The organism is Bradyrhizobium sp. AUGA SZCCT0176 (assembly GCF_018130145.1).
Classification (GTDB): Bacteria; Pseudomonadota; Alphaproteobacteria; order Rhizobiales; family Xanthobacteraceae; genus Bradyrhizobium.
This window is the reverse complement of record NZ_JAFCMB010000007.1, coordinates 284,886-310,532: the sequence shown is the minus strand read 5'-3', so window position 1 is coordinate 310,532 and position 25,647 is coordinate 284,886. Positions and strand designations below refer to the sequence as shown.

At 63.3% G+C, this 25,647-nt stretch carries 26 protein-coding genes; 22 read left to right on the top strand and 4 right to left on the bottom strand.

All coding sequences use genetic code 11. From position 1 onward, the window contains the following. Positions 1-166: 166 nt before the first annotated feature. The 6 genes from JQ600_RS19585 (at position 167) to JQ600_RS19560 (ending at position 5,183) form a co-directional block, all read left to right on the top strand. Positions 167-1,018 (top strand): ABC transporter permease, encoded by an 852-nt coding sequence (locus tag JQ600_RS19585; protein WP_212268753.1) that lies wholly within the window; start codon positions 167-169, stop codon positions 1,016-1,018. After that, on the top strand, positions 1,018-1,803 hold the full coding sequence (locus JQ600_RS19580; RefSeq protein ID WP_212386457.1) for an ABC transporter ATP-binding protein: 786 nt from the start codon (positions 1,018-1,020) through the stop codon (positions 1,801-1,803). Before JQ600_RS19585 ends, JQ600_RS19580 begins: the two co-directional genes overlap by 1 nt. Positions 1,804-1,858: 55 nt before the next feature. Beyond that, entirely contained in the window at positions 1,859-2,368 is a 510-nt protein-coding gene (locus tag JQ600_RS19575) for an OsmC family protein (protein ID WP_192736401.1), read from the top strand. Between the two features lie 187 nt (positions 2,369-2,555). After that, entirely contained in the window at positions 2,556-3,350 is a 795-nt protein-coding gene (locus JQ600_RS19570; RefSeq protein ID WP_212386458.1) for a hypothetical protein, read from the top strand. 85 nt (positions 3,351-3,435) lie between these two features. Next, complete coding sequence (gene coaA / locus JQ600_RS19565) at positions 3,436-4,368, top strand: type I pantothenate kinase (protein WP_212268756.1); 933 nt, start codon at positions 3,436-3,438, stop codon at positions 4,366-4,368. A gap of 98 nt (positions 4,369-4,466) precedes the next feature. After that, positions 4,467-5,183 (top strand): GrlR family regulatory protein, encoded by a 717-nt coding sequence (locus tag JQ600_RS19560; RefSeq protein WP_212386459.1) that lies wholly within the window; start codon positions 4,467-4,469, stop codon positions 5,181-5,183. Here the strand turns inward: JQ600_RS19560 and JQ600_RS19555 are convergent. Continuing rightward, positions 5,180-5,473: a hypothetical protein gene (locus JQ600_RS19555; protein ID WP_212386460.1), complete on the bottom strand. Its 294-nt coding sequence runs from the start codon at positions 5,471-5,473 to the stop codon at positions 5,180-5,182. The genes JQ600_RS19560 and JQ600_RS19555 overlap by 4 nt on opposite strands. Continuing rightward, complete coding sequence (mutS, locus tag JQ600_RS19550; protein ID WP_212386461.1) at positions 5,470-8,211, bottom strand: DNA mismatch repair protein MutS; 2,742 nt, start codon at positions 8,209-8,211, stop codon at positions 5,470-5,472. The genes JQ600_RS19555 and mutS overlap by 4 nt, the downstream gene beginning before the upstream one ends. A 337-nt stretch (positions 8,212-8,548) precedes the next feature. On the opposite strand from mutS, the gene pcaF reads away from it, so the two are divergent. The 4 genes from pcaF (at position 8,549) to JQ600_RS19530 (ending at position 12,101) form a co-directional block, all read left to right on the top strand. Further along, positions 8,549-9,757: a 3-oxoadipyl-CoA thiolase gene (pcaF, locus tag JQ600_RS19545; protein ID WP_212386462.1), complete on the top strand. Its 1,209-nt coding sequence runs from the start codon at positions 8,549-8,551 to the stop codon at positions 9,755-9,757. A 103-nt stretch (positions 9,758-9,860) separates the two neighbouring features. Further along, on the top strand, positions 9,861-10,562 hold the full coding sequence (gene pcaH, locus JQ600_RS19540; protein ID WP_212386463.1) for a protocatechuate 3,4-dioxygenase subunit beta: 702 nt from the start codon (positions 9,861-9,863) through the stop codon (positions 10,560-10,562). Then, entirely contained in the window at positions 10,563-11,174 is a 612-nt protein-coding gene (pcaG, locus tag JQ600_RS19535) for a protocatechuate 3,4-dioxygenase subunit alpha (RefSeq protein ID WP_212386464.1), read from the top strand. Positions 11,175-11,207: 33 nt separating this feature from the next. Further along, positions 11,208-12,101, top strand: a complete 894-nt coding sequence (locus tag JQ600_RS19530) for a dioxygenase (RefSeq protein ID WP_212386465.1) — start codon at positions 11,208-11,210, stop codon at positions 12,099-12,101. Here JQ600_RS19530 and JQ600_RS19525 read toward each other — a convergent pair. Beyond that, on the bottom strand, positions 12,094-13,821 hold the full coding sequence (locus JQ600_RS19525; RefSeq protein WP_312010896.1) for an FAD-dependent oxidoreductase: 1,728 nt from the start codon (positions 13,819-13,821) through the stop codon (positions 12,094-12,096). The genes JQ600_RS19530 and JQ600_RS19525 overlap by 8 nt on opposite strands. Before the next feature lie 19 nt (positions 13,822-13,840). After that, positions 13,841-14,497 carry a GntR family transcriptional regulator gene (locus tag JQ600_RS19520; RefSeq protein WP_249133691.1) on the bottom strand — a complete coding sequence of 219 codons (657 nt, stop codon included), beginning with the start codon at positions 14,495-14,497 and terminating at the stop codon, positions 13,841-13,843. Between the two features lie 249 nt (positions 14,498-14,746). Between JQ600_RS19520 and JQ600_RS19515 the strand changes: the two genes are divergently transcribed. The 12 genes from JQ600_RS19515 to JQ600_RS19460 all read left to right on the top strand — a co-directional run bounded on the left by JQ600_RS19515 (position 14,747) and on the right by JQ600_RS19460 (position 25,636). Beyond that, positions 14,747-15,763, top strand: a complete 1,017-nt coding sequence (locus JQ600_RS19515) for a TRAP transporter substrate-binding protein (RefSeq protein ID WP_212268763.1) — start codon at positions 14,747-14,749, stop codon at positions 15,761-15,763. Between the two features lie 73 nt (positions 15,764-15,836). Then, complete coding sequence (locus JQ600_RS19510) at positions 15,837-16,343, top strand: TRAP transporter small permease (protein ID WP_212035857.1); 507 nt, start codon at positions 15,837-15,839, stop codon at positions 16,341-16,343. 22 nt (positions 16,344-16,365) lie between these two features. Next, positions 16,366-17,646 (top strand): TRAP transporter large permease subunit, encoded by a 1,281-nt coding sequence (locus tag JQ600_RS19505; RefSeq protein WP_212268764.1) that lies wholly within the window; start codon positions 16,366-16,368, stop codon positions 17,644-17,646. A 33-nt stretch (positions 17,647-17,679) separates the two neighbouring features. After that, complete coding sequence (aroQ, locus tag JQ600_RS19500) at positions 17,680-18,165, top strand: type II 3-dehydroquinate dehydratase (RefSeq protein WP_212268765.1); 486 nt, start codon at positions 17,680-17,682, stop codon at positions 18,163-18,165. Positions 18,166-18,168: 3 nt separating this feature from the next. Further along, on the top strand, positions 18,169-18,822 hold the full coding sequence (locus JQ600_RS19495; protein ID WP_212386466.1) for a hypothetical protein: 654 nt from the start codon (positions 18,169-18,171) through the stop codon (positions 18,820-18,822). After that, complete coding sequence (locus JQ600_RS19490; RefSeq protein WP_212386467.1) at positions 18,822-19,631, top strand: sugar phosphate isomerase/epimerase; 810 nt, start codon at positions 18,822-18,824, stop codon at positions 19,629-19,631. The genes JQ600_RS19495 and JQ600_RS19490 overlap by 1 nt, the downstream gene beginning before the upstream one ends. Positions 19,632-19,718: 87 nt before the next feature. Then, positions 19,719-20,657 carry a LysR family transcriptional regulator gene (locus tag JQ600_RS19485; RefSeq protein WP_212268768.1) on the top strand — a complete coding sequence of 313 codons (939 nt, stop codon included), beginning with the start codon at positions 19,719-19,721 and terminating at the stop codon, positions 20,655-20,657. 121 nt (positions 20,658-20,778) lie between these two features. Next, complete coding sequence (locus tag JQ600_RS19480) at positions 20,779-21,660, top strand: shikimate dehydrogenase (RefSeq protein ID WP_312010897.1); 882 nt, start codon at positions 20,779-20,781, stop codon at positions 21,658-21,660. A 56-nt stretch (positions 21,661-21,716) separates the two neighbouring features. Next, a complete protein-coding gene (locus JQ600_RS19475; RefSeq protein ID WP_212268770.1) occupies positions 21,717-22,856 on the top strand; it encodes an ABC transporter substrate-binding protein in 1,140 nt (379 codons plus the stop codon). Between the two features lie 169 nt (positions 22,857-23,025). After that, the gene (locus JQ600_RS19470; protein ID WP_212268771.1) at positions 23,026-23,901 is read left to right on the top strand and encodes a branched-chain amino acid ABC transporter permease; all 876 of its coding nucleotides are present in this window, start codon (positions 23,026-23,028) and stop codon (positions 23,899-23,901) included. Further along, entirely contained in the window at positions 23,898-24,896 is a 999-nt protein-coding gene (locus JQ600_RS19465) for a branched-chain amino acid ABC transporter permease (protein ID WP_212268772.1), read from the top strand. The genes JQ600_RS19470 and JQ600_RS19465 overlap by 4 nt, the downstream gene beginning before the upstream one ends. Continuing rightward, positions 24,893-25,636, top strand: a complete 744-nt coding sequence (locus JQ600_RS19460; protein ID WP_212268773.1) for an ABC transporter ATP-binding protein — start codon at positions 24,893-24,895, stop codon at positions 25,634-25,636. The genes JQ600_RS19465 and JQ600_RS19460 overlap by 4 nt, the downstream gene beginning before the upstream one ends. Positions 25,637-25,647: the final 11 nt, after the last annotated feature.

Sequence of the window (25,647 nt, the reverse complement as noted above, 5' to 3'; positions counted from 1 at the left end):
GCCCATAACCACCAGCGGACATTGTTTGTGCGCGCCGGTCGTTGTTTCCTTTTTCGACAATTTCCGCCGCGGCGTATGGGTCCCGGCCTTCGCCGGGACGACGGGGACATGAGTTCACGCCCTCCCATCCGCCACCTTGCAATCCCTCGAAAGACGCGTTCTTGCTATGGCCATGACCGTTGAACTGCCAGCGCTGGAACGGACCGATGCGATGACGCCAAAAGCGTCGTCGGCGCGCCTGCGGCGTTATGCGGGGCCGGCGCTGGGGCTGCTGCTGCCGGTGGGACTCGCGCTGGCCTGGGAAATCGCGGTCTGGGCAGGCTTTTCCAACGGCCGGCTGGTGCCGCCGCCGACCAAAATCTTCGCCACCATGGTGGAACTCGCCAGGAGCGGCGAGCTCTCGCGCCATATCATCGCGACGCTGAGCCGGGTCGCTTCGGGTTTTGTCATCGGTGTCGTCGCCGGCACGTTGTTCGGCGCGATCTCCGGCTATTGGGGACTGGCGCGGCGGCTGCTCGATCCGACGGTGCAGGCGTTGCGCGCTATACCGTCGATCGCCTGGGTGCCGCTGTTCATCCTGTGGCTCGGTATTTTCGAAACCTCGAAGGTTGCGCTGATCGCGGTCGGGGTGTTCTTTCCGGTCTATCTCGGCGTGATGGGCGCGATCCTCTCGGTCGACCGCAAGATCGTCGAGGTCGGCCGCACGTTCCGGCTCAGTGGCCCGGCGATGATCCGCCGCATCCTGTTGCCCGCGGTGCTGCCGGCCTATGTCGTGGCGCTGCGCGTCGGCCTTGGTTTGGGATGGATGTTCGTCGTCGCGGCCGAATTCATGGGCGCTTCCGAAGGGCTCGGCTATCTCTTGATCGACGGCCAGCAACTCGGCAAGCCGGCGCAGATCGTCGCCGCGATCGTGATCTTCGCCATACTGGGCAAGACCACCGACTGGCTGATCGAGATCGCCACCGCGCCATTGCTGCGCTGGCAGGATGCGTTCGGCGGCAAGAGCGGAGCGGCCTGATGCTCGCGCTCGATCGTGTCGGAAAGACCTATCCGAACGGCGTCCACGCGCTGGAGCGGTTTTCTGCCGACATCCAACTCGGCGAGATCATCGCCATCATAGGCGGCTCCGGTTGCGGCAAATCCACCTTGCTGCGGGCCATCGCCGGCCTCGACCGCGCCACCACGGGCACGGTGACGCTGGACGACATTGCAATTACTGCCCCGCACGCCAAGATCGGCATCATCTTCCAGGAGCCGCGGCTGCTGCCGTGGCTCAGCGTCGCTGACAATATCGGTTTCGGTCTCTCCGACCTGCCTGCCGCCATCAGGCGCGAAAAGGTCGCGCGTGCATTGGCGCGGGTCGGCCTCACCGACAAGGCCAATGCCTGGCCGCGCGAACTGTCCGGCGGGCAGGCGCAGCGGGTCGCGATCGCGCGCGCGCTGGTGCCGCAGCCGGAAGTGCTGCTGCTGGACGAGCCGTTTTCGGCGCTCGATGCCTTCACGCGGCGGGACCTGCAGGACCATCTGCTCGATCTCTGGAACGATACCCGTCCCACGCTCATGCTGGTGACGCATGACGTCGATGAGGCCGTGGTGCTGGCGGATCGCGTGCTTGTGATGCGGCCGCGGCCGGGGCGGCTATTCGAGGAGATCAAAATCAATCTGGCGCGGCCGCGCGACCGCAATTCGCCGCACTTTGACAATTTCAAGCGCCGCGTGCTGACCGCGCTGGATCGTTCGCTCGACCGCAATGTGCCTGACGCCGATGCCAAATCGACCACCGGCGAGGCGATGTGGTGGTGACATCGGCTCCATAAGGCATTAAATCCGGACGTACAAAAACAGCCGGGAGAAAAAAATGGACGCCGCCGAACTTCGTGCGATGCAGGCCCCGATCAAGGAGCGCTACAAGTCCGATCCCTCAGCCGCCGTCATTACGCTCAAAGCCAAGGGCTCGATCGACAATGAAGGCCTTACCTGCAAGGTCGAAACCGGCCGTGCGCTGGCCGTTGCAGGCCTGCATCCCGCCACCGGCGGTTCCGGGCTCGAACTATGTTCCGGCGACATGCTGCTGGAGGCGCTGGTCGCCTGCGCCGGCGTGACGCTGAAGTCGGTCGCGACCGCAGTCGAAATTCCGCTCAAGTCCGGCCACGTCATCGCCGAGGGCGATCTGGATTTTCGCGGCACGCTCGGCGTCGACAAGGAAGCCCCGGTCGGTTTCGCCGAAATCCGCCTGCGCTTCGACGTCGAGACCGACGCCCCGCAGGACAAGCTCGATCTCCTGCTAAAGCTCACCGAGCGCTATTGCGTGGTTTATCAAACCATCCGCAACGGCCCGAAGGTCGCGGTGTCGATGAAGCGGGTGTGAGCCTCGTTTCACCCTCCCCTGGAGGGGGAGGGTCGACGCGAAGCGGCGGGGGTGGGGTGACGGTCTCTCCACGCGAGCGGTCGCCAAGTTGAGAGACCGTCACCCCACCCCGTCTCACACTTCGCTACGCTCCATGTGAGCCGACCCTCCCCCTCCAGGGGAGGGTAAGAAAGCGGCCCGGCTTTAAATGTCTCCCGAATCCATCTTCCTCCTGACGCTCGTCCTGCGCATGGTGATAACAGCGGCGTTCGTGGTGACGGCGTCCATCATCACCGAGAAGTCAGGCCCGGTGATCGGCGCGCTGATCGCGACATTGCCGATTTCGGCGGGGCCGTCCTACGTATTTCTCGCGCTCGATCATGACGCGGCCTTTATCGCCGAAGGTGCGCTGGCGAGCCTGCCGATCAACGCCGCGACGATCTTTATGGGGCTGACCTATGTCGTGCTGGCGCAGCGCCGGAGCGCGGTCGTCAGTTGCCTTTCCGCGGTCGCGGTGTGGATCGCACTTGCCTCGATCATTCGCTCGGTGCCCTGGACGCTGGCCAGTGGCCTGGTCGTCAATGCCATCGCCTTTGCAGTCTGCGTGCCGCTGCTCGCGCGCTACCGTCACGTCAAGATGCCGCCGGTAACGCGGCGCTGGTACGACATTCCCCTGCGCGCCTCGCTGGTTGCAACCCTGGTCGCTACCGTGGTCACGACGTCAGGTTGGGTCGGCCCAAAAATCAGCGGCATCATCGCGCTGTTTCCGATCGTGTTCACCTCGATGATGCTGATCCTGCACCCGCGCATCGGCGGCCCACCGACCGCAGCCGTGCTCGCCAACAGCGCCTGGGGCTTGATCGGTTTGGGCCTTGCGATTGCGGTCCTGCACGTCGCCGCGTTGCAGTTCGGCTCGGTGATCGGACTGAGCCTCGGGCTCGCGACCTGCGTCTCGTGGAATCTGGCGCTGTGGTGGAAGGGACGGCGGAAGGCTGTGCGGTGACGATCCCTTCTGTAATCCGAGTTGCAACATGGATTTACTGCGGCCAAATTGGTGAGTGCGTCCACCTTTGCCGAGAGCGGAACCGATGAGCCAATCCGAGGAGCTTTCGGCATATATGACCTTCGGACGAAGCGAGTGGGCAGCGTTACGCTTCAACACACCGCTGACGCTCTCCGAAGCGGACCTCACGGCACTTCGCGGCCTGAACGAGCCGATCACGTCAGACGAAGTCGCCGACATATACTTGCCGCTAGCTCGGCTGCTGAACCTTCATTTCACCGCGGCGCGTAGCCTTGCACATGTCAAGAGTGCGTTCCTGGGTCGTGCACCGCACAGCGCGCCTTATATCGTCGCGTTGGCGGGCAGTGTTGCCGTTGGCAAGAGCACGTTTGCCCGCGTGCTTTGCGCGCTTTTGGCGCGGTGGCCGGACCATCGCCGGGTCGAACTCGTTACCACTGACGGGTTCCTGCATGCCAACCGGGTTCTGGAGGAACGAGGGCTGATGCGGCGGAAGGGCTTTCCTGAGAGTTACGACCTGCCGAGAATGCTGCGGTTCCTGTCGGCGGTGAAAGCGGGCAGGGGCGATCTTGAACTGCCAGGGTACTCGCATCTGATCGGGGATATCGTGCCTTCGGAGCATCAGGTCGTTCGGCATCCGGACATCTTGATGTTTGAGGGCCTCAACGTGCTGCATGCGCGCGGCACGGCGCCCATGGTCGTCTCTGACTTCTTCGACTTTTCGATCTACCTGGACGCTGACGAGGTCGATATCCAGTCGTGGTACGTCGAGCGCTTTCTCAGTTTGCAGCGGACCGCCTTCCAGCAGCCCGCCTCATATTTCCACCACTACAGGGATCTGCCACCAAGCGATGCGCGCGAGGTCGCGAACAGGCTGTGGCGTGAGCATCATCGCGCAAATCTCCGTGAGAACATTCTGCCTACCCGCACACGTGCCGATGTCGTGCTCCGCAAGCGTTCCGATCACTCAGTTGGTGAGGTCTGGTTGCGAGAGACATAGGCGGCGGTATCAGGCATTTCGTCGCTGAACTGAAGATTGATGGTTACCGCCACCGGCAGACCCGCTAGGTTGCTGGCAGAGCAGAACTGGGGCGTGCGGTGGAGGGATTGTACAAGGTCGAATACGACATCAACGAGGGCTCCGGCCGCAGCGTGCTGTACGCCAATGCCGGAACGATGCTCGGCGGCAATACGGCATTCGCCCATTTCGGCAGCTACCAGATCGTGGACGGCGTCATCGTCGCCAGGCTCAGGACCCGGCGTCACAGCGCGTCGCCACGCCCGAGGTCGCTGGTCAGTTCCGACCAGGTCACGCTCAGCATACGCGGCAGGGCAGAGGGCCAGGCCTATCGCTTCGCGGGTGAAGTGGTGGAGGACGCCGGCTCGGTGTTTCGCGCCGTCATGACGCCGCTCGGCAATGACGACGTTCCGCCGCCCGGTATGGTCGGCGACGGCGGTATCGTCAGCGGACTCTACTCGATCGACATCCGGATGCTGGACGGCCTGGCCGGCGGGCATACCGGGGTGATGCTGCTGCATGACGGTCGCATTCTCGGCGGCGACGCGTTTTTCTATTATCTCGGGGCCTATAGTTCGGCGAACGGCAGCTGGAAGGGCGAGTTCGTCAATCAGGAACATACCCCGGCGAAGGCCGAGCATCCGCTGTTCGGCGGTTATGAAGTCGGCATCGGTTTCTCAGGGCGCTGCGACGCCAACGGTGCTGAAATGGAGGCAACCGCATTGGCCGGCAAGCGCAGCATCCGCCTCGCCGCCACGCTGAAGTTGATCCAGCCGTTCGCCGAATTGGGCCGCTAGCCCGCTGCGCCCCAGGGCAGTCTCCACTGAATGACGCCAAACAGGCGCAAATACAGCAGCGTTGTCGCCACCAGCGAGACCAATGCCACCGCCAGCGGCACGCCGGGCGGTGGCGTCCGCCAGTTGCGTGAATCCTGCATCAGGATCAGCGGCAACAGCGGCAGCGCGATCAATCCGAGAAACACGATTATCCGCCAGCCGCCTTCAAACAGCGCGGAGATCAACAGCAGCGCGGGCGGCGCGCCGTACACCAGCGCAATCCATGCGAACGCTTTCGCGGCGCGCCTCAAGCCTTGCGTTCTTTCGCCAGCGTCGTGAGCCGATAGAGCGCATCCAGCGCTTCGCGCGGCGACATCTCATCCGGATGCAGCGCCTTCACGGCGGCGAGCAATTGCTCAGCCTCGCTCGGCGGTGCGGGTTCGGCTGCGGCGCGCGAGGGCACCGCGAACAGCGGGAGATCATCGGCCAAGGCGCGCGCGGTCTGGCCGCGGTCCTGCGCCTCGAGCTTTGCCAGCACCGATTTGGCGCGCGCGATCACGGCCGGCGGCAGGCCGGCGAGTTTCGCGACCTGGATGCCATAGGAACGATCCGCCGAGCCCGGTAGCACCTCGTGCAGGAACACGACGTCGCCCTGCCATTCCTTGACGCGCACCGTGGCGTTGAACATCCGCGGCAGCTTGGCTGAGAGCGCGGTCAGCTCATGATAATGCGTCGCGAACAGCGCACGGCAGCGGTTGCTTTCGTGCAGGTGCTCGATCGCGGCCCATGCGATCGACAGGCCGTCGAAGGTCGCGGTGCCGCGGCCGATTTCGTCGAGGATCACAAGCGAGCGCTCGCTGGCCTGATTCAAAATCACGGCGGTCTCAACCATTTCCACCATGAAGGTCGAACGCCCGCGTGCCAGATCGTCGGCGGCGCCGACGCGGCTGAACAACCGGTCGACGACGCCGATCCGCGCGCGCGAGGCCGGCACGTAGCTGCCGATCTGCGCCAGCAGGGCGATCAGTGCGTTCTGGCGCAGGAAGGTCGATTTACCCGCCATGTTCGGGCCGGTGATCAGCCAGATCTGGCCGGATTTTTGGCCCGGCCCGGGCGAAAGATCGCAGGCATTGGCGATGAACGGCTGGCCGTCGCGCCTCAGCGCGGCTTCCACCACGGGATGGCGGCCGCCCTCGACGGCAAAACCGAGCGAGCCATCGACCTCGGGCCGCACGTAATTGTCGTCGACCGCAAGTTTTGCCAGCGCGGTTGCGACATCGAGCAGCGCAAACGCGTGCGCCGCGGCGCGCAGATCGTCGCTGGCGGCAAGCGCGATGACCGACAGCCGTTCGAAGATTTCCAATTCCAGGTTGAGCGCGCGGTCGCCGGCATTGGCGATCTTGGCTTCGATCTCGCCGAGCTCGGAGGTGGTGAAGCGCACCTGGCCCGCCAGCGTCTGGCGATGGATGAAGGTCGCGTTCAAGGGCGCGGTCATCAGCTTGTCACCGTGCTGCGCCGTCACCTCGACGAAATAGCCCAGCACATTGTTGTGACGGATTTTCAGGCCCTTGATGCCGGTGTCGTCGGCATAGCGGGCCTGCATCGCGGCCACGACGAGACGCGAGGCATCGCGCAGATTGCGGCTCTCGTCGAGCGCGGGCTCATAGCCTTCGCGGACGAAGCCGCCGTCACGCTTGATCAGCGGCAATTGTTCGGCGAGCGCCCGTTCGAATTCACGCGCAAGATCGCGCGAGGGTCGGCGCAGCGCCTCCATTACGGCTGATATCTCGGCCGGCGGCGCATCCAGTTGCGCCAGTCGCGCCAGCGCCTGGTCCGCGGCGAGGATGCCGTCGCGCAGCCCAGCCAGATCGCGCGGGCCGCCGCGGCCCACCGACAATCGCGCCAGCGCGCGCGACATGTCGGGCGCCGCGCGCAGCGTGGTGCGGATATCCTCGCGCGCAAAACTGTCGGCGACGAAGGTGGCGATGGCGTCCAGACGCCGCGCGATGGCGGCGCTGTCGGTCAGCGGGGCCGCAAGGCGCTGCGCCAGCAGCCGTGATCCCGCCGCGGTGACCGTGCAGTCGATTGCATCGAGCAGCGAGCCGCGCCGCTCGCCCGCCAGCGTACGCGTCAATTCAAGATTGGCCCGCGTCGCCGGATCGATCGCCATGGTGGTGCCGGCGGCTTCGCGCGACGGCGGCGACAGCGGCGGACGCTTTCCAACTTGCGTGCGGTCGATATAGGTCACGGCGGCGGCCGCCGCGGTCGCTTCCAGCCGCGACATGGCGGAAAGGCCGTCCATGGTGGCGACCGCGAAATAATCACACAGCCGTCGTTCCGCGGTAGCGCCGTCGAAGACGTCGCGGGTCAGCGGCGTCACCGCCGGCAGTTCGCGCAGCAGGGCGCCGAGATCAGCATCGCCGTAGAGCGCGTCGGTGACGATGACTTCATTCGGATTGATCCGCGCCAAGGTGGCTGCGACCTCGGCGGTCGAGCATTCCGTGACCATGAATTCGGAGGTCGAGATATCGATCCAGGCAAGGCCAATGCGGTCGCCGCCGCTTGATCCCCGCGCCCGCGCGATCGCCAGCAGGTAATTATTGGTCTTGGCGTCGAGCAGGGTGTCTTCGGTCAGCGTGCCCGGTGTGACGAGCCGCACCACGCCGCGGCTCACCACGCTCTTGTTGCCGCGCGCGCGTGCGGCGGCGGGATTCTCGGTCTGCTCGCACACCGCGACGCGATGACCGGCATTGATCAGGCGATGCAGATAATCCTCGGAGCGCTCCACCGGCACGCCGCACATCGGGATATCCATGCCCTGATGCTTGCCGCGTTTTGTCAACACGATGCCGAGCGTCCTGGAAGCGATCTCGGCGTCCTCGAAGAACAGCTCATAGAAATCGCCCATCCGGTAGAACAGCAGCAGCCCGGGATGGCCGGCCTTGATCTCAAGGTATTGTTCCATCATCGGCGTGACGCGCGCGGGCGCGTCGGCGGCCGGAGTTGCCTCGGGAGGCGGGGGTGCGGGGATGTTTTGCTGGATCGTCATTGCGGGGCGCAAACTACAAAATTCTGCCGTCCGATCCTATCGCTTTGCCCCGAGAATCCACGTTTTCCCCCGTCGTCCCGGGCAAGCGAAGCGCGACCTCAGATGCGCAATTGCGCATCGGGGGACCCATACGCCGCGGCCTCTCGGTGGGAAAATGGTGGCAGACGCCATTTTCCAACAATTTCCGCCGCAGAGTATAGGTCCCCCGATGCGCAATTGCGCATCTGAGTTCGCCGGGACGACGAGTGTCAATTGACCTCTCGCGGCACCGCTCCTAAAACTCGCCATCAATTCAGTGGGGTCAACGGCCCAAACGCGGCGTTCAGGGAGAGATTCAATGCGTGATGTGTTCATTTGCGATGCCGTACGGACACCGATCGGCCGTTTTGGCGGTTCGCTCGCCAAGGTGCGCGCCGACGATCTGGCAGCCGTCCCGATCAAGGCGCTGATGGCCAAGCATCCCAATCTCGACTGGAAAGCGGTCGATGAGGTGTTTTTCGGCTGCGCCAATCAGGCCGGCGAGGACAACCGCAATGTGGCGCGCATGGCGCTGCTGCTCGCGGGTATGCCGGACTCGGTTCCCGGCCAGACGCTGAATCGTCTCTGCGCCTCGGGCCTCGATGCGGTCGGTGCCGGCGGCCGCGCGATCCGCGCAGGCGAGATCGATCTCGCCATTGCCGGCGGCGTCGAATCGATGACCCGGGCGCCGTTCGTGATGGGCAAGGCGCCGGAAGCGTTTTCACGCTCTGCCGATATTTTCGACACGACCATCGGCTGGCGCTTCATCAATCCCTTGATGAAGGCGCAATACGGCGTCGACGCGATGCCGGAGACCGGCGAGAACGTTGCAGAGGAATTCCAGGTGTCGCGCGCCGACCAGGACGCGATGGCAATCCGCTCGCAGCAGCGTGCGGGCGCTGCGATCGCCGCCGGCTATTTCGCTGAAGAAATCACCCCGGTTTCCGTGCCCGGCGGCAAGGCCGGTCCGATCACCGTCGACAAGGACGAACATCCGCGTCCGGAAACCACGCTCGAAGGTCTGACAAAACTGAAGCCGATCGTGCGCAATCCCGGCACGGTGACGGCCGGCAATGCGTCCGGCGTCAATGACGGCGCCGCCGCGATGATCCTCGCCTCCGAAGCCGCCGTGAAGAAGCACGGGCTGACGCCGCGGGCGCGCATCCTTGGGTTAGCTTCGGCCGCGGTACCGCCGCGCATCATGGGCATCGGCCCGGTGCCGGCGACCCGCAAGCTGATGGAGCGGCTCGGCATCAAGATCAGCGATTTCGATCTGATCGAACTCAATGAAGCTTTCGCTTCGCAGGGCATCGCCGTGCTCAGGCAACTCGGCGTCAAGGACGATGCCGATTTCGTCAATCCGCATGGCGGCGCCATCGCGCTCGGCCATCCGCTCGGCATGAGCGGCGCGCGGCTGGCGATGACGGCGGTGCACGGCATGGAGAAGCGCGGCGGCAAGCTTGCCTTGGCAACTATGTGCGTCGGCGTTGGTCAGGGCGTCGCGATGGCGATCGAAAAGATCAATTGATGCAATGGGTTGGGAGGGTGCAAAAACACCCTTCCCCGAATTAGTTATGTCATATAATGATCTGGGCGGCAGGTTCACCGGCTAGGCCAGGGAGGAATTCGTCATGACATTATCCTATCCGCTGCAAAGCTTGACGGCGCATCCGCCGCGGCTGTCGCCCGGTTACAAGAGCACGGTGAAGCGCTCGCCCACCAAGCCGCTGATCCCGATGCGGCATACGCTGTCGGAACTGACCGGACCGGTCTACGGCCACGAGACGGTGCGCGAAAACGACAACGACCTCACGCTCCAGGGCAAGGGCGAGCCGCTCGGCGAGCGCATCATCGTGCACGGCCATGTGCTGGATGAAGACGGCCGCGGGGTGCCCAATACGCTGGTCGAGCTGTGGCAGGCCAATGCCTGCGGCCGCTATATCCATGTCGTCGATCAGCATCCGGCGCCGCTCGATCCGAATTTCACCGGCGCCGGCCGCACCCAATCGGACGGCGAAGGCTATTACCGCTTCGTCACCATCAAGCCCGGCGCCTATCCCTGGGGCAACCATCACAACGCCTGGCGCCCGGCCCATATCCATTTCTCGGTATTCGGGCATTCCTTCGTCTCGCGGCTGGTGACGCAGATGTATTTCCCCGGCGATCCGCTATTCCCGTTCGATCCGATCTTCAATTCGGTGACCGACGAGAAGGCGCGTAACCGGATGGTGTCCGACTTCGACCTGGAAAACACCAAGCCGGATTGGGCGCTGTGCTACCGCTTCAACATTGTGCTGCGCGGGCGCAACGCCACGCCGATGGAGACCAAGTAAGTGTCCAAGGCCCAGAACAAGCCGGAAGGCGTTACCCCGTCACAGACCGTCGGCCCGTATTTCGCCTACGGCCTGACATCGAACGGCAAGTATGACTGGAACGACGCTTTCTCGAACAATCTCGTGACGGCGGATACGTCAGGCGAACGCGTCCGCGTCGAGGGCCGGGTGTTCGACGGCGACGGCAAGCCGATGGTGGATTGCATGCTGGAGATCTGGCAGGCCGACGCGCAAGGCCGCTTCTCCGATCCGCAGGACAAGCGGGCGTTGCCCAATTCATCCTTCAAGGGATTCGGCCGCTGCGGCACCGATGCCGACGGTGGCTATGCCTTCGACACCATCAAGCCGGGCACGGTGCCTGATCCCGATGGCAAGCCGCAGGCGCCGCATCTCGTGCTCGCGGTGTTCGCGCGCGGCATGCTGCTGCATCTCTACACGCGGATCTATTTCGACGGCGAGGCGGCCAATGCCGCCGATCCCGTGCTGGCGCTGGTACCGATCGACCGCCGCGCCACGCTGATCGCCCAGCGTGCGAATTGCAATCCCAGCGCAGTCTATCGGCTCGACGTCCATTTGCAGGGCGATGACGAGACCGTGTTCTTCGACGTCTAAGCGCGGCGCCGTCGCGGCCGCAAGGAGCGCGGAATGATCATCGGGCGCGAGCAGGATGTCACGGTTGCAGCGTCTGCCGTGATGGAGCGGACCTCCGATCCGCGGCTGCGCGAGATCATGCTGTCGCTGGTCAAGCATCTGCATGGGTTTGTCCGTGACGTCAGGCTGACCGAAGCCGAATTCCGCGAAGCCACTGCCATTCTGGCTGAACTCGGCAAGCAATCGACCGACACCCACAATGAAGTCGTGCTGATAGCCGGCTCGCTCGGCGTTTCCTCGCTGGTGTGCCTGCTCAACAATGGCGATCAGGGCAACACCGAGACGGCGCAATCGCTGCTCGGGCCGTTCTGGCGGCTGAATTCTCCGCGCGTTGCAAACGGCGGCTCGATCGTCCGGTCCGACACGCCGGGCGCGGCGCTGTTCGTCACCGCCCGCGTCGTTGACCACGCCGGCCATCCGATTGCCGGCGCCGAGGTGGATATCTGGCACGCCTCGCCGGTCGGGCTGTACGAGAACCAGGATCCTGAACAGGCCGAGATGAATTTGCGCGGCAAGTTCACGTCAGACGCCGACGGGCGCTTCGCGTTTCGTTCGGTGATGATGGTCGGCTATCCCATTCCGACCGATGGCGTGGTCGGGCGGCTCTTGAAGGCGCAGGACCGGCATCCCTACCGGCCGGCGCATCTGCATGCGCTGATCTTCAAGCCGGGATTCAAGGTGCTGATTTCCCAGGTCTATGATCCCGCCGATCCGCATATCGACAGCGACGTGCAGTTCGGTGTGACCAAGGCGCTGATCGGCGAGTTCGTGCGGCATGACGAGGCGCATCCGACTGCAACCGATGTCGGCTCGCCCTGGTATTCGCTCGACTATGTCTACCGGATGGAAGCAGGTGAGGCCGTGCTGCCGCGGCCGCCGATCAAGTAGCACCCAGCTCGTTCGACTTGCCCGCGATATCCATCGCCGCGCGCCATGCAAACACCATGGCCGGGCCGATCATGGTTCCCGGACCGGGATAGGTGCCGCGGAAAATCGAGGCGGCGTCGGCGCCAGCGGCGTAGAGGCCGGGAATCGGCTGTCCTGTAGATGTCAGCACCCGGCCGTTGCTGTCCGTGCGCAGGCCCGCGCTGCTGGCGAGGTCGGAAGGCCAGACTGCGACTGCGAAATACGGACCGGGGCCGATCTTGCGCAGGCAGGGATTTGGCTTGTTCGTGGGATCACCGTTGAAACGGTTGAGGTCGCTGGTGCCGCGGCCGAAATCCTCGTCGACACCGGTCTCGGCAAAGCGATTGTACCGTTCGATGGTGCCGGCCAGCGCGCCGCCATCAACGCCGATGGCCTGCGCCAGTTTCGCGATGCTGTCGCCCTGGAACAGATAGCCCGACTTCAGGAAGCGCGTGAGGTCGCGGGTCCCGGGATGGATCAGGCCAAGGCCGTAATCCCCGACGAAACTCCGGTCGCAGATCAAATAGGACGGGATGCTGGGCACCGTTTGATGCGCCCGCAGCATCCCCTCGACGAAGTCATGATACGAATTGGCTTCGTTGACGAAGCGTACGCCTGATCTGTTGACCGCCATCAACCCGGGCTTGGCGCGATCGAGCATGATGTGGGGAAACACCGAGAGGTGGCCGTCGTCCTGCGGCATCACCGAACTCGGCATCCACAATGCCGGGCTCCTGATGTCCTGCGCGAGAGTGCCGTGCGCGCGTTCGCCGGCGAGAATGCCGTCGCCGGTGTTGCTATCCGGCGACATCGAATAGCGCTGGGTGTCGTCCGGAAACAGTCGGTTGCGCAACTCGCTGCTCCAGCCAATGCCGCCGGCCGCCAGCACGACGCCCCGTCGCGCGCGAATGCTGATGTCGCGATCGTTTGTCGTGAACACCGCGCCGATGATTCTGCCGTCGTCCTCGATCAGCTCGCTGAGCTGCGTCTGGTAACGGATGTCGATGGCCTGTTGCTTTAAACTGTAGAGCAGCCGCGCCACCAGCGCGTTGCCCATGATCAGGCGGGTGCCGCGCGGATGCTTGATCCGGTCCAGCGCCTGCCGCGTCAGCAGGCGCGTCGCGTTCGAAAAATTAGCCCAGGAGCGAAACGGGTGCAGCAAGGACGGAATATCCGTCTTGCCGACCATCATGCCGCCGAGCACCATGAATTCACGGCGCGGTGGCCGCACCCGCGCAAAGTCATCGCCGAGCTTTCGTCCGTCGAACGGCACGACGCCGAGCGCCCGGCCGCCAAGCGCGGCCCCGGGCTGGGCGTGATAGTCGGGATGAACCGGTGGCGGCACGAAAACCACGCTGGATTTCTGCTGGAAATAATCGAGCATCGCGGGCCCGGTCGCGAGAAAGGCGGCGAGCCGCGCATCGTTGGCGTCATCGCCCAATATCGCGGTGAGATAGGTTTTGGCTGATGCGACGCTGTCGGGCACGCCGGCCGCCCCGCTTTGCCGGCTGCCTGGTATCCAGACCGTTCCGGCCGAGGTCGCGGTGGTGCCGCCGACCATGCCGGACTTTTCGCAAAGAATGACCTGGAGGCCTTCGAGCGCACCGACCAGAGTTGCCGTCATGCCCGCGGCACCGGCGCCGATCACCAATAGATCGATCTCGGCATCCCACCGGCGATTATCTGTTTGGCGGCCGGTCACAACAACTCGACCGAACGGCTCATTTCAGCGTCCCGATCGACAGCGCGTGCGCCACGCAGCTGTTGATATGATCGGTCAGGATCAATTTCGCGCCCTCGACGTCGCGCTTCAGCGCGCAATCGAGCAGCGCCTGGTGCTGCGCGATGGTGGCGCTGCCGCGGTACTGCAGGGCGTAGCGGAAGTACTTGTCGAACACGACCGAGTGAGTCTGCATCAACTCCCGCGAGCCGCAGCTCGAGATCAGGGCCTGGTGGAATTCACCGTCATAGCGCTTGCGAAGTTCGGGATCGTCGCCCGCGGTGAGGATAGCGCGCTCGGTCGCCGCCAGCTTGTGATGCGCTGACACCACGCGGCCTTCCCACTCCATGTCGCCGGCCCGGAACGATTCGGTCATCGCATGATGTTCGAGCAGGATTCGCAGCTGCGCCAGTTCGCGCAAATTCTGGATCGAGACGGGAGCTACCTCGAAGCCGCGCTGACCTTCGGCAACGACAAAGCCTTCCGAGGCCAGCCGGTTGAGGATCTCGCGCAGCGTCGAAACGCTGAGGCCGTAATCCTCCTTCATCGAGTCGAGCTTGAGCCGTCCCGACGGGTTGAGCACGCCGAAGATGATGTCGGAGCGAATGCGGTGATAGCCGCTGTCGCCGGCCGACATCGGGGTCTGCTGCTGCTCCATGATCGTCAATGTCTATCCCGCTTTTTGGGCCTGCAAAGGCTGACGCGACTCGCCGGCGAGCATAGCCGCGAATGGCGGCCCCTTGCCGCAAACTAAAATCACATGGTGAATTACATAACATCATATATTTCCATGACTATCATTTGACAATCATTTCGTTATATGGTTTCCACCGAAAAGGACCGGCCAGACACCAAAAATCGCAGCAACAAGCCGCGGCTGGGCACCGGATCGCTAGGGGAGGATGAGATGAAGCTGTTTGCAGTTCTGTCCGCAGCCGTGTTCGGCGGGGCGCTTTTGGTCGGCACCGCATCCGCGCAGGAGGTCCAGGAGCGGACCATCCGCTGGGGACACCTCAACAACACCGATCATCCCGTCAGCTTCGGCGTGCAAAAATTCGCGGAAATCCTGCTCGCCAAGAGCGGCGGCAAGTTGAAAGTCCGCGAGTTCGCCTCATCCCAGCTCGGCAACGAGCTGCAGCAGCAATCGGCGCTGCGCGGCGGTACGCAGGAGATGCTGTCGGCGTCCACGACCTCGCTCGCGACCGTCATTCCCGAATTCGGCCTGCTCGACTTCCCGTTCATCGTCAACACCACCGACCAGGCCGATGCGCTGGTCCAGGGCGCATTCGGCAAGGCGATGATCGACGCGCTGCCGCAGCGCGGACTGGTCGGGCTCGGTTATTGGGGGCTCGGCTTCCGCAACGTCACCAACAGCAAGCATCCGATCGCCAAGCTGGAAGATTTCGCCGGCCTCAAGCTGCGCGTGATCCCCAACCCGGTCTATCTGGAGTCCTTCAGCGCCTTCAAGGCCAACCCGATCCCGATGGCGTTCGGTGAGCTCTACTCGGCGCTGGAAACGCGCACGGTCGATGGCCAGGAAAATCCCTACACCGTGATCCTGTCCAACAAGTTCTTTGAGGTCCAGAAATACGTCTCCGCCACCGGCCACACCTTCACCGAGAACATCATCATCGTCAGCAAGATTTTCTGGGACAAGCTGTCGCCGGCCGAACAGAAGATGATGCAGGAAGCCTACAACGAAAGCCGCGCCTACCAGAAGGAACAGACGCGGCTGCAGACCGAGAAGGCGCTCTCCGAATTGCAGGCCAAGGGCATGACGTACAACGCGGTGGCGCCGGAAGAGCTGGAGCGCATGCGCAAAGCCGTCCAGCCGGTGGTCGACAAGATTTCTGCGGCCCTCAAGCCTGATACGGTCAAGTTGTTCAACGCGGAGCTTGATCGCGTCCGCAAAGAGGTCAAGTGACGCGCCGCTGATATCGGCGAAGCAGGGCCGGTATCCAGCGGCCCTGCACGAACTCCAGCTCCAGACGGCGCCGATGGGACGGATACTCGACCTCTATTGCGCGTTGCTCAAGGGCGTGATCGCGCTGTGCCTCGCGGTCATGGTGGTGCTGGTGTTCGGCAATGTCGTGCTGCGCTACGGCTTCAATTCCGGCATCACGATTTCGGAGGAACTGTCACGCTGGATGCTGGTCTGGCTGACGTTTCTGGGCGCCATCGTCGCCGTGCGCGAGCATTCGCATCTGGGCGTCGATACGCTGGTGCGGATGCTGGGACCCCTGGGAAAACGCATCTGCTTCGTCATCAGCTACTGCCTGATGCTGTATGCCGACTGGCTGCTGCTGGCGGGTAGCTGGCGCCAGACCATCATCAACATCGACGATCGCGCGCCGGCGACCGGTCTGTCGCTCGGCATCTTCTATTTCGTCGGCGTGATCTTCGGCGTCTCGGTCGGGATCATGCTGCTCTATGATTTGTTCCGCGTCGTCTCCGGCCAGGCCAGCGAATCCGAGCTGGTCGCCGTCAAGGAGGAGGACATCTGATGGCATCGCGGGGGCGCCGCACATGACCATCGCGGTCTTCACCTTCTCGTTGCTCGGCGCCATGGCGCTCGGCATGCCGATCGCCTTTGCGCTACTCATCTGCGGGGTCGCGCTGATGAGCACGATCAACATGTTCGATTCCCAGATCGTGGCGCAGAACATCATCAATGGCGCCGACAGTTTCCCGCTGATGGCCATTCCCTTCTTCATGCTCGCCGGCGAGATCATGAACAAGGGAGGGCTGGCCAGGCGCATCGTCAATGTCGCCCTCGTTGCGGTCGGACATTTCCGCGGCGGCCTTGGCTATGTGACGATCCTCGCGGCCTGTATCCTCTCATCGCTATCGGGATCGGCCGCGGCCGATGCCGCCGCGCTCGCAGCCGTGCTGGTGCCGATGATGGTGGCGGCCGGACACAAGAAGATCTACGCGGCAGGACTTGTGGCTGCGAGCGGCGTGATCGGTCCCGTCATTCCTCCCAGCATCGGCTTCGTCATCTTCGGCGTCGCCGCCGGCGTTTCTATCTCCAAGCTGTTTCTCGCCGGTATCTTTCCCGGGCTGATGATTGGTGCCGGCTTGTGCGTCGCCTGGTGGTGGGTGGTCCACAAGGAAAACCTGACGCCGCCGCCGCGGGCATCGTTCAAGGAAGTTGCCCACGCCGTGATCGACGGCTTCTGGGCGCTGATGTTGCCGGCGATAATCATCGTCGGCTTGCGTTTCGGCATCTTTACGCCGACCGAGGCCGGCGTTGTTGTCGCGGTTTATTCGCTGTTCGTGACCACCTGCATTTATCGCGAGCTGAAATTCTCGCAGCTGTACGGCGTCTTCGTCTCCGCCGCCCTGACCACCAGTATCGTGATGTTCCTGGTGGCGGCGGCGCTGGTCTCTTCCTGGCTGATCACGGTGTCGGAGATTTCAGCCCAGGTGGTCGACCTCCTGAAGCCCTTCATGGCCAACAAGACGCTTTTGATGTTCGCGATCATGGTCATCGTGGTCATCGTCGGCACGGCGCTCGATATGACGCCGACGATCCTGATCCTGACGCCGATCCTGATGCCGATCATCAAGGCGGCCGGCATCGACCCGGTCTATTTCGGCGTGATGTTCATCATCAACAATTCCATCGGCCTCATTACGCCGCCGGTCGGTATCGTGCTGAACGTCGTTTGCGGCGTCTCCAGGATCAGCATGGAAGATATCATCAAGGGCGTCTGGCCGTTTATGATCGCCCAGCTTATCGTGCTGTTTCTGTTGGTGCTGTTCCCGGCATTGGTGACGGTCCCGGCCAAGTGGCTTGCCGGCTAGAAGCGGCATATCAAGCGAAAAGAGGGAGCCTCGATGGCCATCAAGATCATGATCCTGAACGGACCCAATCTGAATTTCCTCGGAATTCGGGAGCCTCACATCTACGGCCCGACCACGCTCAAGGAGATCCAGGCAAGCTGTGAGGAAGTAGCAAAGTATCTCGGGGTCACGGTCTCGTTTCACCAGTCCAATCTCGAAGGCGAACTGGTCAACTGGATCCAGTCGGCGCACGGCAATTATGATGCGATCATCATGAACCCGGCGGCCTATTCGTTCACCTCGATCGCGCTGATCGACGCGCTGAAAATATTCGAAGGCCCGAAGATCGAGGTCCACATCTCCAATATTCATGCGCGGGACGAATTGCACCGGCATTCGATCACGTCGAGCGCGTCCACCGCCGTGATCTGTGGTCTCGGTCCTTACGGATACATCGCGGCGATGCTGGCGGCCGTTCAAAAGCTGGGCAAGCTGCCGGATGCCGTTCCCGCCTCGTTGCATGGCCTCAAGGGGAGATAGCGCATGCGCGGCGCAGGCTTTCTGGCAATCTGGAGCGATGTCGAGCCCGACCATCTCACCGACTACCGGCACTGGTTGACGCGGGAGCACACCACCGAGCGTGTGACGACCAAGGGATTTTTGGGCGTTCGCGTGTTCCGCGCCGCGCGAACTGACATCGCCAGGTTCTTCATTCTCTACGAACTTGAAGCCCCCGAGGTGCTCGACGGCCCGGCTTATCTGGCGCGGCTCAACGCCCCGACGCCGTGGTCGCAACGCACCATGCCCCGGCTCGGCAATTTCATTCGCGGCGGCGGCGTCATGACCGCCCGCGCGGGTCGCGGCGAGGGATCGACCATCGCCGCACTGCGCATCGAACGTCTGCCGGAGAATCCCCGGCAACTCGCCGACGCGCTCGTCGCGCTCGACGGCATTGCCGCGGTGCAGATCGGGGTGACCGATCTGGCCCGCACCTCGGTGCCGACGGTCGAGAAGGGCATGCGGAAGGATGAGGGCATCTTTGCCGGCCTCCTGATCATCGAGGCGCTTGACGAGACGGCGCTTGGTGGCGCATTGCGTCGAGCAACTGAAATGGCGCCGGACTTGTTCAGTGGCGGTGAGCCGGAGGTCTATCAGGGCATGTTCGCACTCGACGCCCGTATCGCAGACTTTGAATAATGCCGTCGTTCTCGCTCGCCGCGCTGACCGTCCTCGACCTGGCGCCTCCTGCGCTGATCGAAATTGCCGCTAGCTGCGGCTATGACGCCGTCGGAATTCGCCTGCTGCCCGCGATGCCCGGCGGCATCGCCTATCCGCTGGATGACAAAGCGAGCCTGAACGAAACGCTGGCCCGGCTGGACGCGACCGGCATCAAGGTAGCCGACCTCGAAGTGGTCGCGCTCAGGCCCGAAACCGGGATTGCCGGCTTCTCCGCCTTCTTCGAGACCGGTGCGCGGCTCGGCGCCAAGCACATCCTGGTCGCGGGTTACGATCCTGATCTCGCCCGGTTCAGGGATAGCTTTGCGAGGTTTTGCGAGGCCGCCGCCCCATATGGGCTGACGGCCGATCTCGAATTCATGCCCTGGACCTATGTCCCGGATCTGGCGACGGCCAACAGCATCGTCGCGCCGATGGGGCAGGCCAATGCCGGCATCCTGGTCGATGCGCTGCATTTCGACCGGTCGAGGAGTTCCACCGCCGAACTTGCGCGCGTGCCCGTCCACCGGCTGCATTATTGGCAGTTATGCGACGGGCCGGCCGAGCGGCCTACCACGAACGACGAACTGATCCATGCCGCCCGCCATGAGCGGATGTTTCCCGGGGAGGGCGGCATCGACCTCGTCTCGCTGGCGCGCGCCATGCCGGCGGATATCACCGTCAGCCTCGAAGTCCCGACCGCCGAGCTTGCCAAGACCATGGGAGCAAAGGATCGCGCCCAGCGCGCGCTGGATGCTGCCAAGGCCGTGATCGCAGCGGCCAAACTCTGAGAACGACCCTGAGAAGGCGTTGATAAGGTCATTTGCGCCGATCGAACATGGGAGTATCTCTCAGGTTCACCTTCGGAGTTGCTGCACATGATGACGCTGCGCCAGGTCGAGGTTATCAGGGCCGTGATGATCACCGGCACGATCGGCGGGGCGGCAAAACTGCTCAACGTGTCGGCACCGGGCATCAGCCGGCTGGTGAAATATACCGAGCGCTCGCTCGGCATCCGCTTCTTCCAGCGCCAGAACGGGCGCTACTTCCCGACCTCCGAAGCGCATAATATTTTCGAGCAGATCAACGGCGTCTACAAGAAGGTCGACGACCTCACCGAAATCATTTCAAAGATCGGACGCGGCACGCTGTCGGAACTGCGCATCGGCTCGGTGCCGAGTATTTCCCAGATCATGGTGCCGCGCGCGATCGAGCGCATCCGTCGGCGCTACCCCGATCTGCACATCGACATCAACATCCTCAAGATCGAGGAGGCGATCGACTATTTGTTGCTCGGCAAGGGCGATTGCGTCGCCATGAGCTATCGGCTCGACCACCCCGGCCTCGATTTCATGCCGCTGGCGTCAGGTGAATTGTTCTGCATCGTGCCGCAGGGACACGAACTGGCGGGTCGAAAACAGGTCACCGCCGCGGAGATCATCCGCTACCCCCTGATCGGCATCGACCCCAACGACCCCTACGGGCGCATCATGGCCGAGATCTTCGCGCGCAATAAATTGTCCTACGACATCACGATCCGGGCGCGGTTCGGCACCACCGTCTGCGCGTTGGTCAAGGCGGGGCTTGGAATTGCCGTCATTGATCAGTTTACCGTCGCGCATGGCGGTTATCCCGGCGTGGAAATGCTTCGGATCGTGGAGCCCACGAGGTTCGACACGTATATCGCGGTGAAAAGAGGCGCCTCGCTTTCGCTGCATGTCGAGCATTTCATCGAATGCCTGCGGTCGGAAATGCGGGCGCTGGAGCCCAGCCGGAAAAGTCCGGCGACGGCGGCATCGCGCGGCCGGAAAAAATAACATCAAGTTATGTTTGTGGAATAAATGGGTAATTGTGTTATCTGGCGAAGGCGGTATCGTTTGCGCGGTTTTGGTGCTCTAAGCCGCGCGATCCATGTTGATACTGCGAGACCATAGCGACGTGTCCAAACGCCCAGCTTCGATCGGTCAAAAGTTTCTCACCGGCTTGATCGGAGCCCCGATTGCGCATTCGGCGTCGCCGGCGATGCACGAGGAGGCGGCCGCTGCCCTGGGTATCCGGTGTCATTATCAACTGATCGAGGTCGCGGGCCAGGGCTCGGCTGAATTGCGCACGTTGCTCGACAGCATCAAACGCATCGGTTTTGCCGGGGTCAACGTGACGTTTCCCTACAAGGAAGCCGTGATTCCGCTGCTCGATGATTTGTCGCCGGCCGCGCGCGCGATCGGCGCGGTCAATACGGTTGTCGTCAGTGGCAGCCGGCTGGTCGGATACAATACCGACGCCACGGGGTTCGAGCGTGCGGTCGCCAATCTTGTGAAGGCATCGGGTCATGGCCCCGTTGCCCTGATCGGCGCCGGCGGCGTCGGCAAGGCGATTGCGCATGCGCTCGCGGCGCTCGGTGTCGCCGAACTCAACATCTTCGATACCGACCGCGCCAAGGCCGAACAGATTGCGGCGCAGTTGCGCGGCCGCCAACCGGTGCGGATTGCGCAAACCGTGGAAGACGCGCTGCGCGGTGCCGTCGGCGTGGTCAACGGAACGCCGATCGGCATGCTGCCGGATCGCGGCACGCCGGTGCCGGAGGCGCTGTTGCGCCGCGACATCTGGGTGGCCGACGCGGTCTATTCGCCGCTCTGGACGCCGCTGCTGACCGCGGCCAAAGCCAAGGGTGCTGAAATCATGACCGGGCGCGATCTCGCGATCCACCAGGCCGCGGACGCCTTCGAGTTATTTACGGGAATGAAGCCGTCCATCGTCGAAATGGGAAATGCATTCGACGGCGTGATGGCAAGGCGCTACTCTGCGACATCGGACGCGTAGCCGGTCACCAGGCTCGCGTCGACAAGATCAAAAGATCAAGACAATAGGGGATGGAAATGAAATCAGGAATTTTGGCAGGTATCCTGCTCGCGACCATGACGGCTGCGGCGGCGTTGGCGCAGTCCGGTGCTCCCATCAAGCTCGCCAATGTGGCCGAACTGTCCGGCGGCGGCGCCACGGTCGGCACCAACTGGAAGAACGGCATCGATCTTGCGATCGAGGAAGTCAACGCCAAGGGCGGCGTGCTCGGCCGCAAGCTGGAAGTCACCCACGCCGATTCGCAATCCAACCCCGGCGTGGCGCGCGCCCAGGTCCAGAAGGCGCTCGACGGCGAGCCCTACGTCCTGCTCGGCCCCGGCTATTCCGGATCGGTCAAGGTCACGGCGCCGCTCGCGGCCGAAGCCGGCATCGCCCAGATCATGGGCGGCGAAGCCGCCGAACTGACGCAGGGCGGCAACAAATTCCTGTTCCGCACCTCGTTCGGCCAGCAGTCCTCGATGCCGAAGGTCGCCAAATACATCAACGACGAGGTGAAGGCGAAATCGGTTGCGATCGTTTGGGTGAATAATGATTTCGGCCGCGGCGGACGTGACGTCATCACCAAGGAATTCGCCAAGCTCGGCGTCAAGGTCGCCGCCGATCTTTCCACCGAAGCAGGTCAGGCCGATTTCGCCGCCGACGTCAGCAAGATCAAGGCCGCCGCGCCCGACGCGGTCTTCATCTATCTGAACGAAGAGGAAAGCGCCCGCATCCTGAAAGAGCTGAAGCGTCAGGGCGTCACCGTGCCCCTGATCGGCGAAACCACGCTGGTCGGCCAGAAGGTGGTCGAACTGGCGGGCGATGCGGCGAACGGTGCCCGCGGCCATGTCGGCCTCACCACCGATGCCCCGGTCGACCTGATCAAGGCGTTCAAGGAAAAGTTCGTCAAGAAGTACAATTACGTCCCTGACCATAATGGCCTCAAGGGCTATCTGGCGATCTACATGATCAAGGCCACCACCGAGAAGATGGGCAAGGTCGATTCCAAGGCGTTCGCCGATAACCTCCATGGCCTCACCATCAAGGCGGCCAGCGAGCCCGGCATCCTGATGGATGCGACCTTCGACAAGAACGGCGACATCGATCGCCAGGGTTTCCTGGTCGAGATCGTCGATGGCAAGCAGGTCATCAAGCAGGTGCTGCCGAAGCTCAACTAAGGTACGGGCCTCATCCTGAGGCGCTTGCCACCGGGTCCGCGGGAAGCGCGGCCCGATGATAAACTCCGCAAGCGTCTCGAAGGGTGGATAGCAAGGTGGTATCGCGGCCATCCTTAGAGGCGCGCGCAGGAGCGCTCTCCTCAGGATGAGCAAAGGTCAGGGTAAAGGCATGTCCAATCTGCTAGATCTTCTGATAGCGGGACTGGCGACGGGCGCGATCTATGCCATCGTCGCGGTCGGCTTCACGCTGCTGTGGCAGACGTCACAGACCATCAACTTCGCGCAGGGCGAATTCGTCATGCTGCCGGCGTTCCTGATGCTGGCGGCGATGCACGTCGGCGCGCCGTTCTGGCTCGCGATCGTCATCGGCATGCTGCTGTCGATGCTGCTGCTCGGCCTCGGCTTCAAGATGCTGCTGGTCGACCCGATGCTACGCCACGGCGTGTTGCCGCTGGCAATCGCGACCATGGCGCTGGCGATCGGCATCAAGGAAGCCGTGAAACAGTTCTTCAGCGCCGAAGCCTCGCCGTTTCCCTCCATCGTGCCGGCTGGTGATATCTCGATCCTCGGCCGCCAGGTCGCGTTGCAAAGCGTCGGCGTGCTCGCGCTCGCCATCGCCGCGGTGGTCGGATTGACCATGCTGTTGAACCGCACGTCCATTGGCCATCAGATGCAGGCCACCGCACAAAATCCGACCGTCGCCCGCATCATCGGCATTCCCGTCGAGCGGATGATCCTGCTGACGTTCCTGATCAACGCTTTTCTGGTAGCGCTGGCCTCGCTGCTGATCACGCCGATCTATCTCGCCAAATTTTCCAGTGGCGAAGTGCTGGGGCAGGCGGCGTTCATCGCAGCAATCGTCGGCGGGTTCAACCAGGTGCGCGGCGCGATCGCCGGCGGCTTGCTGATCGGCGTCGTCGACAATCTCGCGGCGGCCTATGTTTCGACCCAGTATCGCGCGGCCGTGCCGATGGTGCTCTTGATCCTGATCATCCTGCTCCGTCCGCAGGGACTGCTGGGCCGCGCCGAGGAGCGTACGGTATGAGCCTGCTCAATCGATATTGGCGTGTCGCGCTCGGTCTGGTCGTGATCGCGGCCCTGATCATCGCGCCGATGTACCTCAATCGCTACGGCCTGTTCATCCTGAGCCAATGGGCTGTCATGACCATCGCCGCGATGGGGCTCAATCTGACGCTGGGCTATGCCGGCCAGGTCTCGCTGGCGCAGGGCGCCTTCGTCGGCATCGGCGCCTATTCCGCGGCGATCATGACCGCGAACGGAATGCCGCTGATCGCGGGGCTCGGCGTTGCCATCGTCCTCTGTTTCGCTATCGGCTGGATCCTCGGCTATCCGGCGCTGCGGGTGCAGCATCATTATCTTGCCTTCGTGACGCTGGCGTTTTCCACGCTCGCCTTCCTGGTGTTCCGCAACGAGAGCTGGCTCACCAACGGCATCTACGGCATCAGCAACATTCCGCGCCCGACGATTCTGGGATATCCGACCAACCGGCCGTTGCCATTCTATTATGTCTGCCTTGGCTCGCTCGCCCTGGTGTCGTTCGCGACCTGGTGGCTGATCCGTTCGCCCTGGGGACGCGCCTTCGTGGCCTTGCGCGAAAACCCGGTGCGGGCGCTCTCGCTCGGCATCGATACAAGGCGCTACACCTTGATGGCGTTTGCGATCGGCTCGGCGCTCGGCGGCGTCGCCGGCACGCTGTATGCGCCACTGACGCAGTACATTGATCCCGTTCCTTTCAATCTGTCGCTTTCGCTCGATCTCTTGATGATGGTGATCGTCGGCGGTTCGGGCTTCTTCTTCGGCCCGTTCCTGGGCGCGATGATCGCGGTGCTGCTGCCGGAATGGCTGCGCTTCACCCAGGGTTATTATCTAATGCTCTACGCGGTTGCCGTGATCCTGCTGCTGATCTATTCGCCGACCGGCATTCTCGGCATTCTCGATCGCTATCTGACCGAGCGCCGCACCAAGGCCGCCTCCGCACTGCGCGCGGTTGCGAAATCAGGACTGGAGCCGGCGCCATGACCGCGGTTCTCGAGATCAGCAACATCAAGAAGAACTTCGGCGGCATCAATGCGGTCGATGGCGTCAGCTTCGACGTGCAGGAAGGCGAAATCCTCGGCCTGATCGGTCCGAACGGTTGCGGCAAGTCGACCTTGTTCAATTGCATTCTCGGCCAGTTGCAGCCGAGCGCCGGCGAGGTGAAGGTCGATGGCAAGGTCGTCACCGGGTTTCGGCCGTCGGATTTGAACCGGCTCGGCGTCAGCCGCACGTTCCAATTGCTTCAGGTGTTTCCAAAACTGTCGGTGCGGGAAAATCTCATCCTCGCCGGCCAGGAGCACCAGGGCAACATGCTGTCGCGGCTGCTGGGTCCATCCGATGCAGGCCTCAGCCAGGCGGCCGATCAGATGATCGAGTTTTTCAAGCTCGGCCATCTCGCCGGTGAACTGGCCGGCGGATTGTCCTACGGCCAGCAGAAACTGCTCGATGCCGCCATGGCCTTCATGGGTGGCCCCCGTCTGGTGCTGCTCGACGAGCCGGCCGGCGGCGTCAATCTGACGATGCTCGGCGATTTGAAAGCGCGGCTGGCCGAGATCAACCGCGAGAAGCGCGCCACCTTCGTCGTGATCGAGCACAACATGGAATTCGTGATGTCGCTGTGCTCGCGCGTGGTGGTGATGGCGGAAGGCAAGGTGCTGGCGATCGGGACGCCCGCTGAAATCCGTGCCAACAGCGCCGTCATCGACGCGTATCTCGGCCACTGAACCGGTGGGTG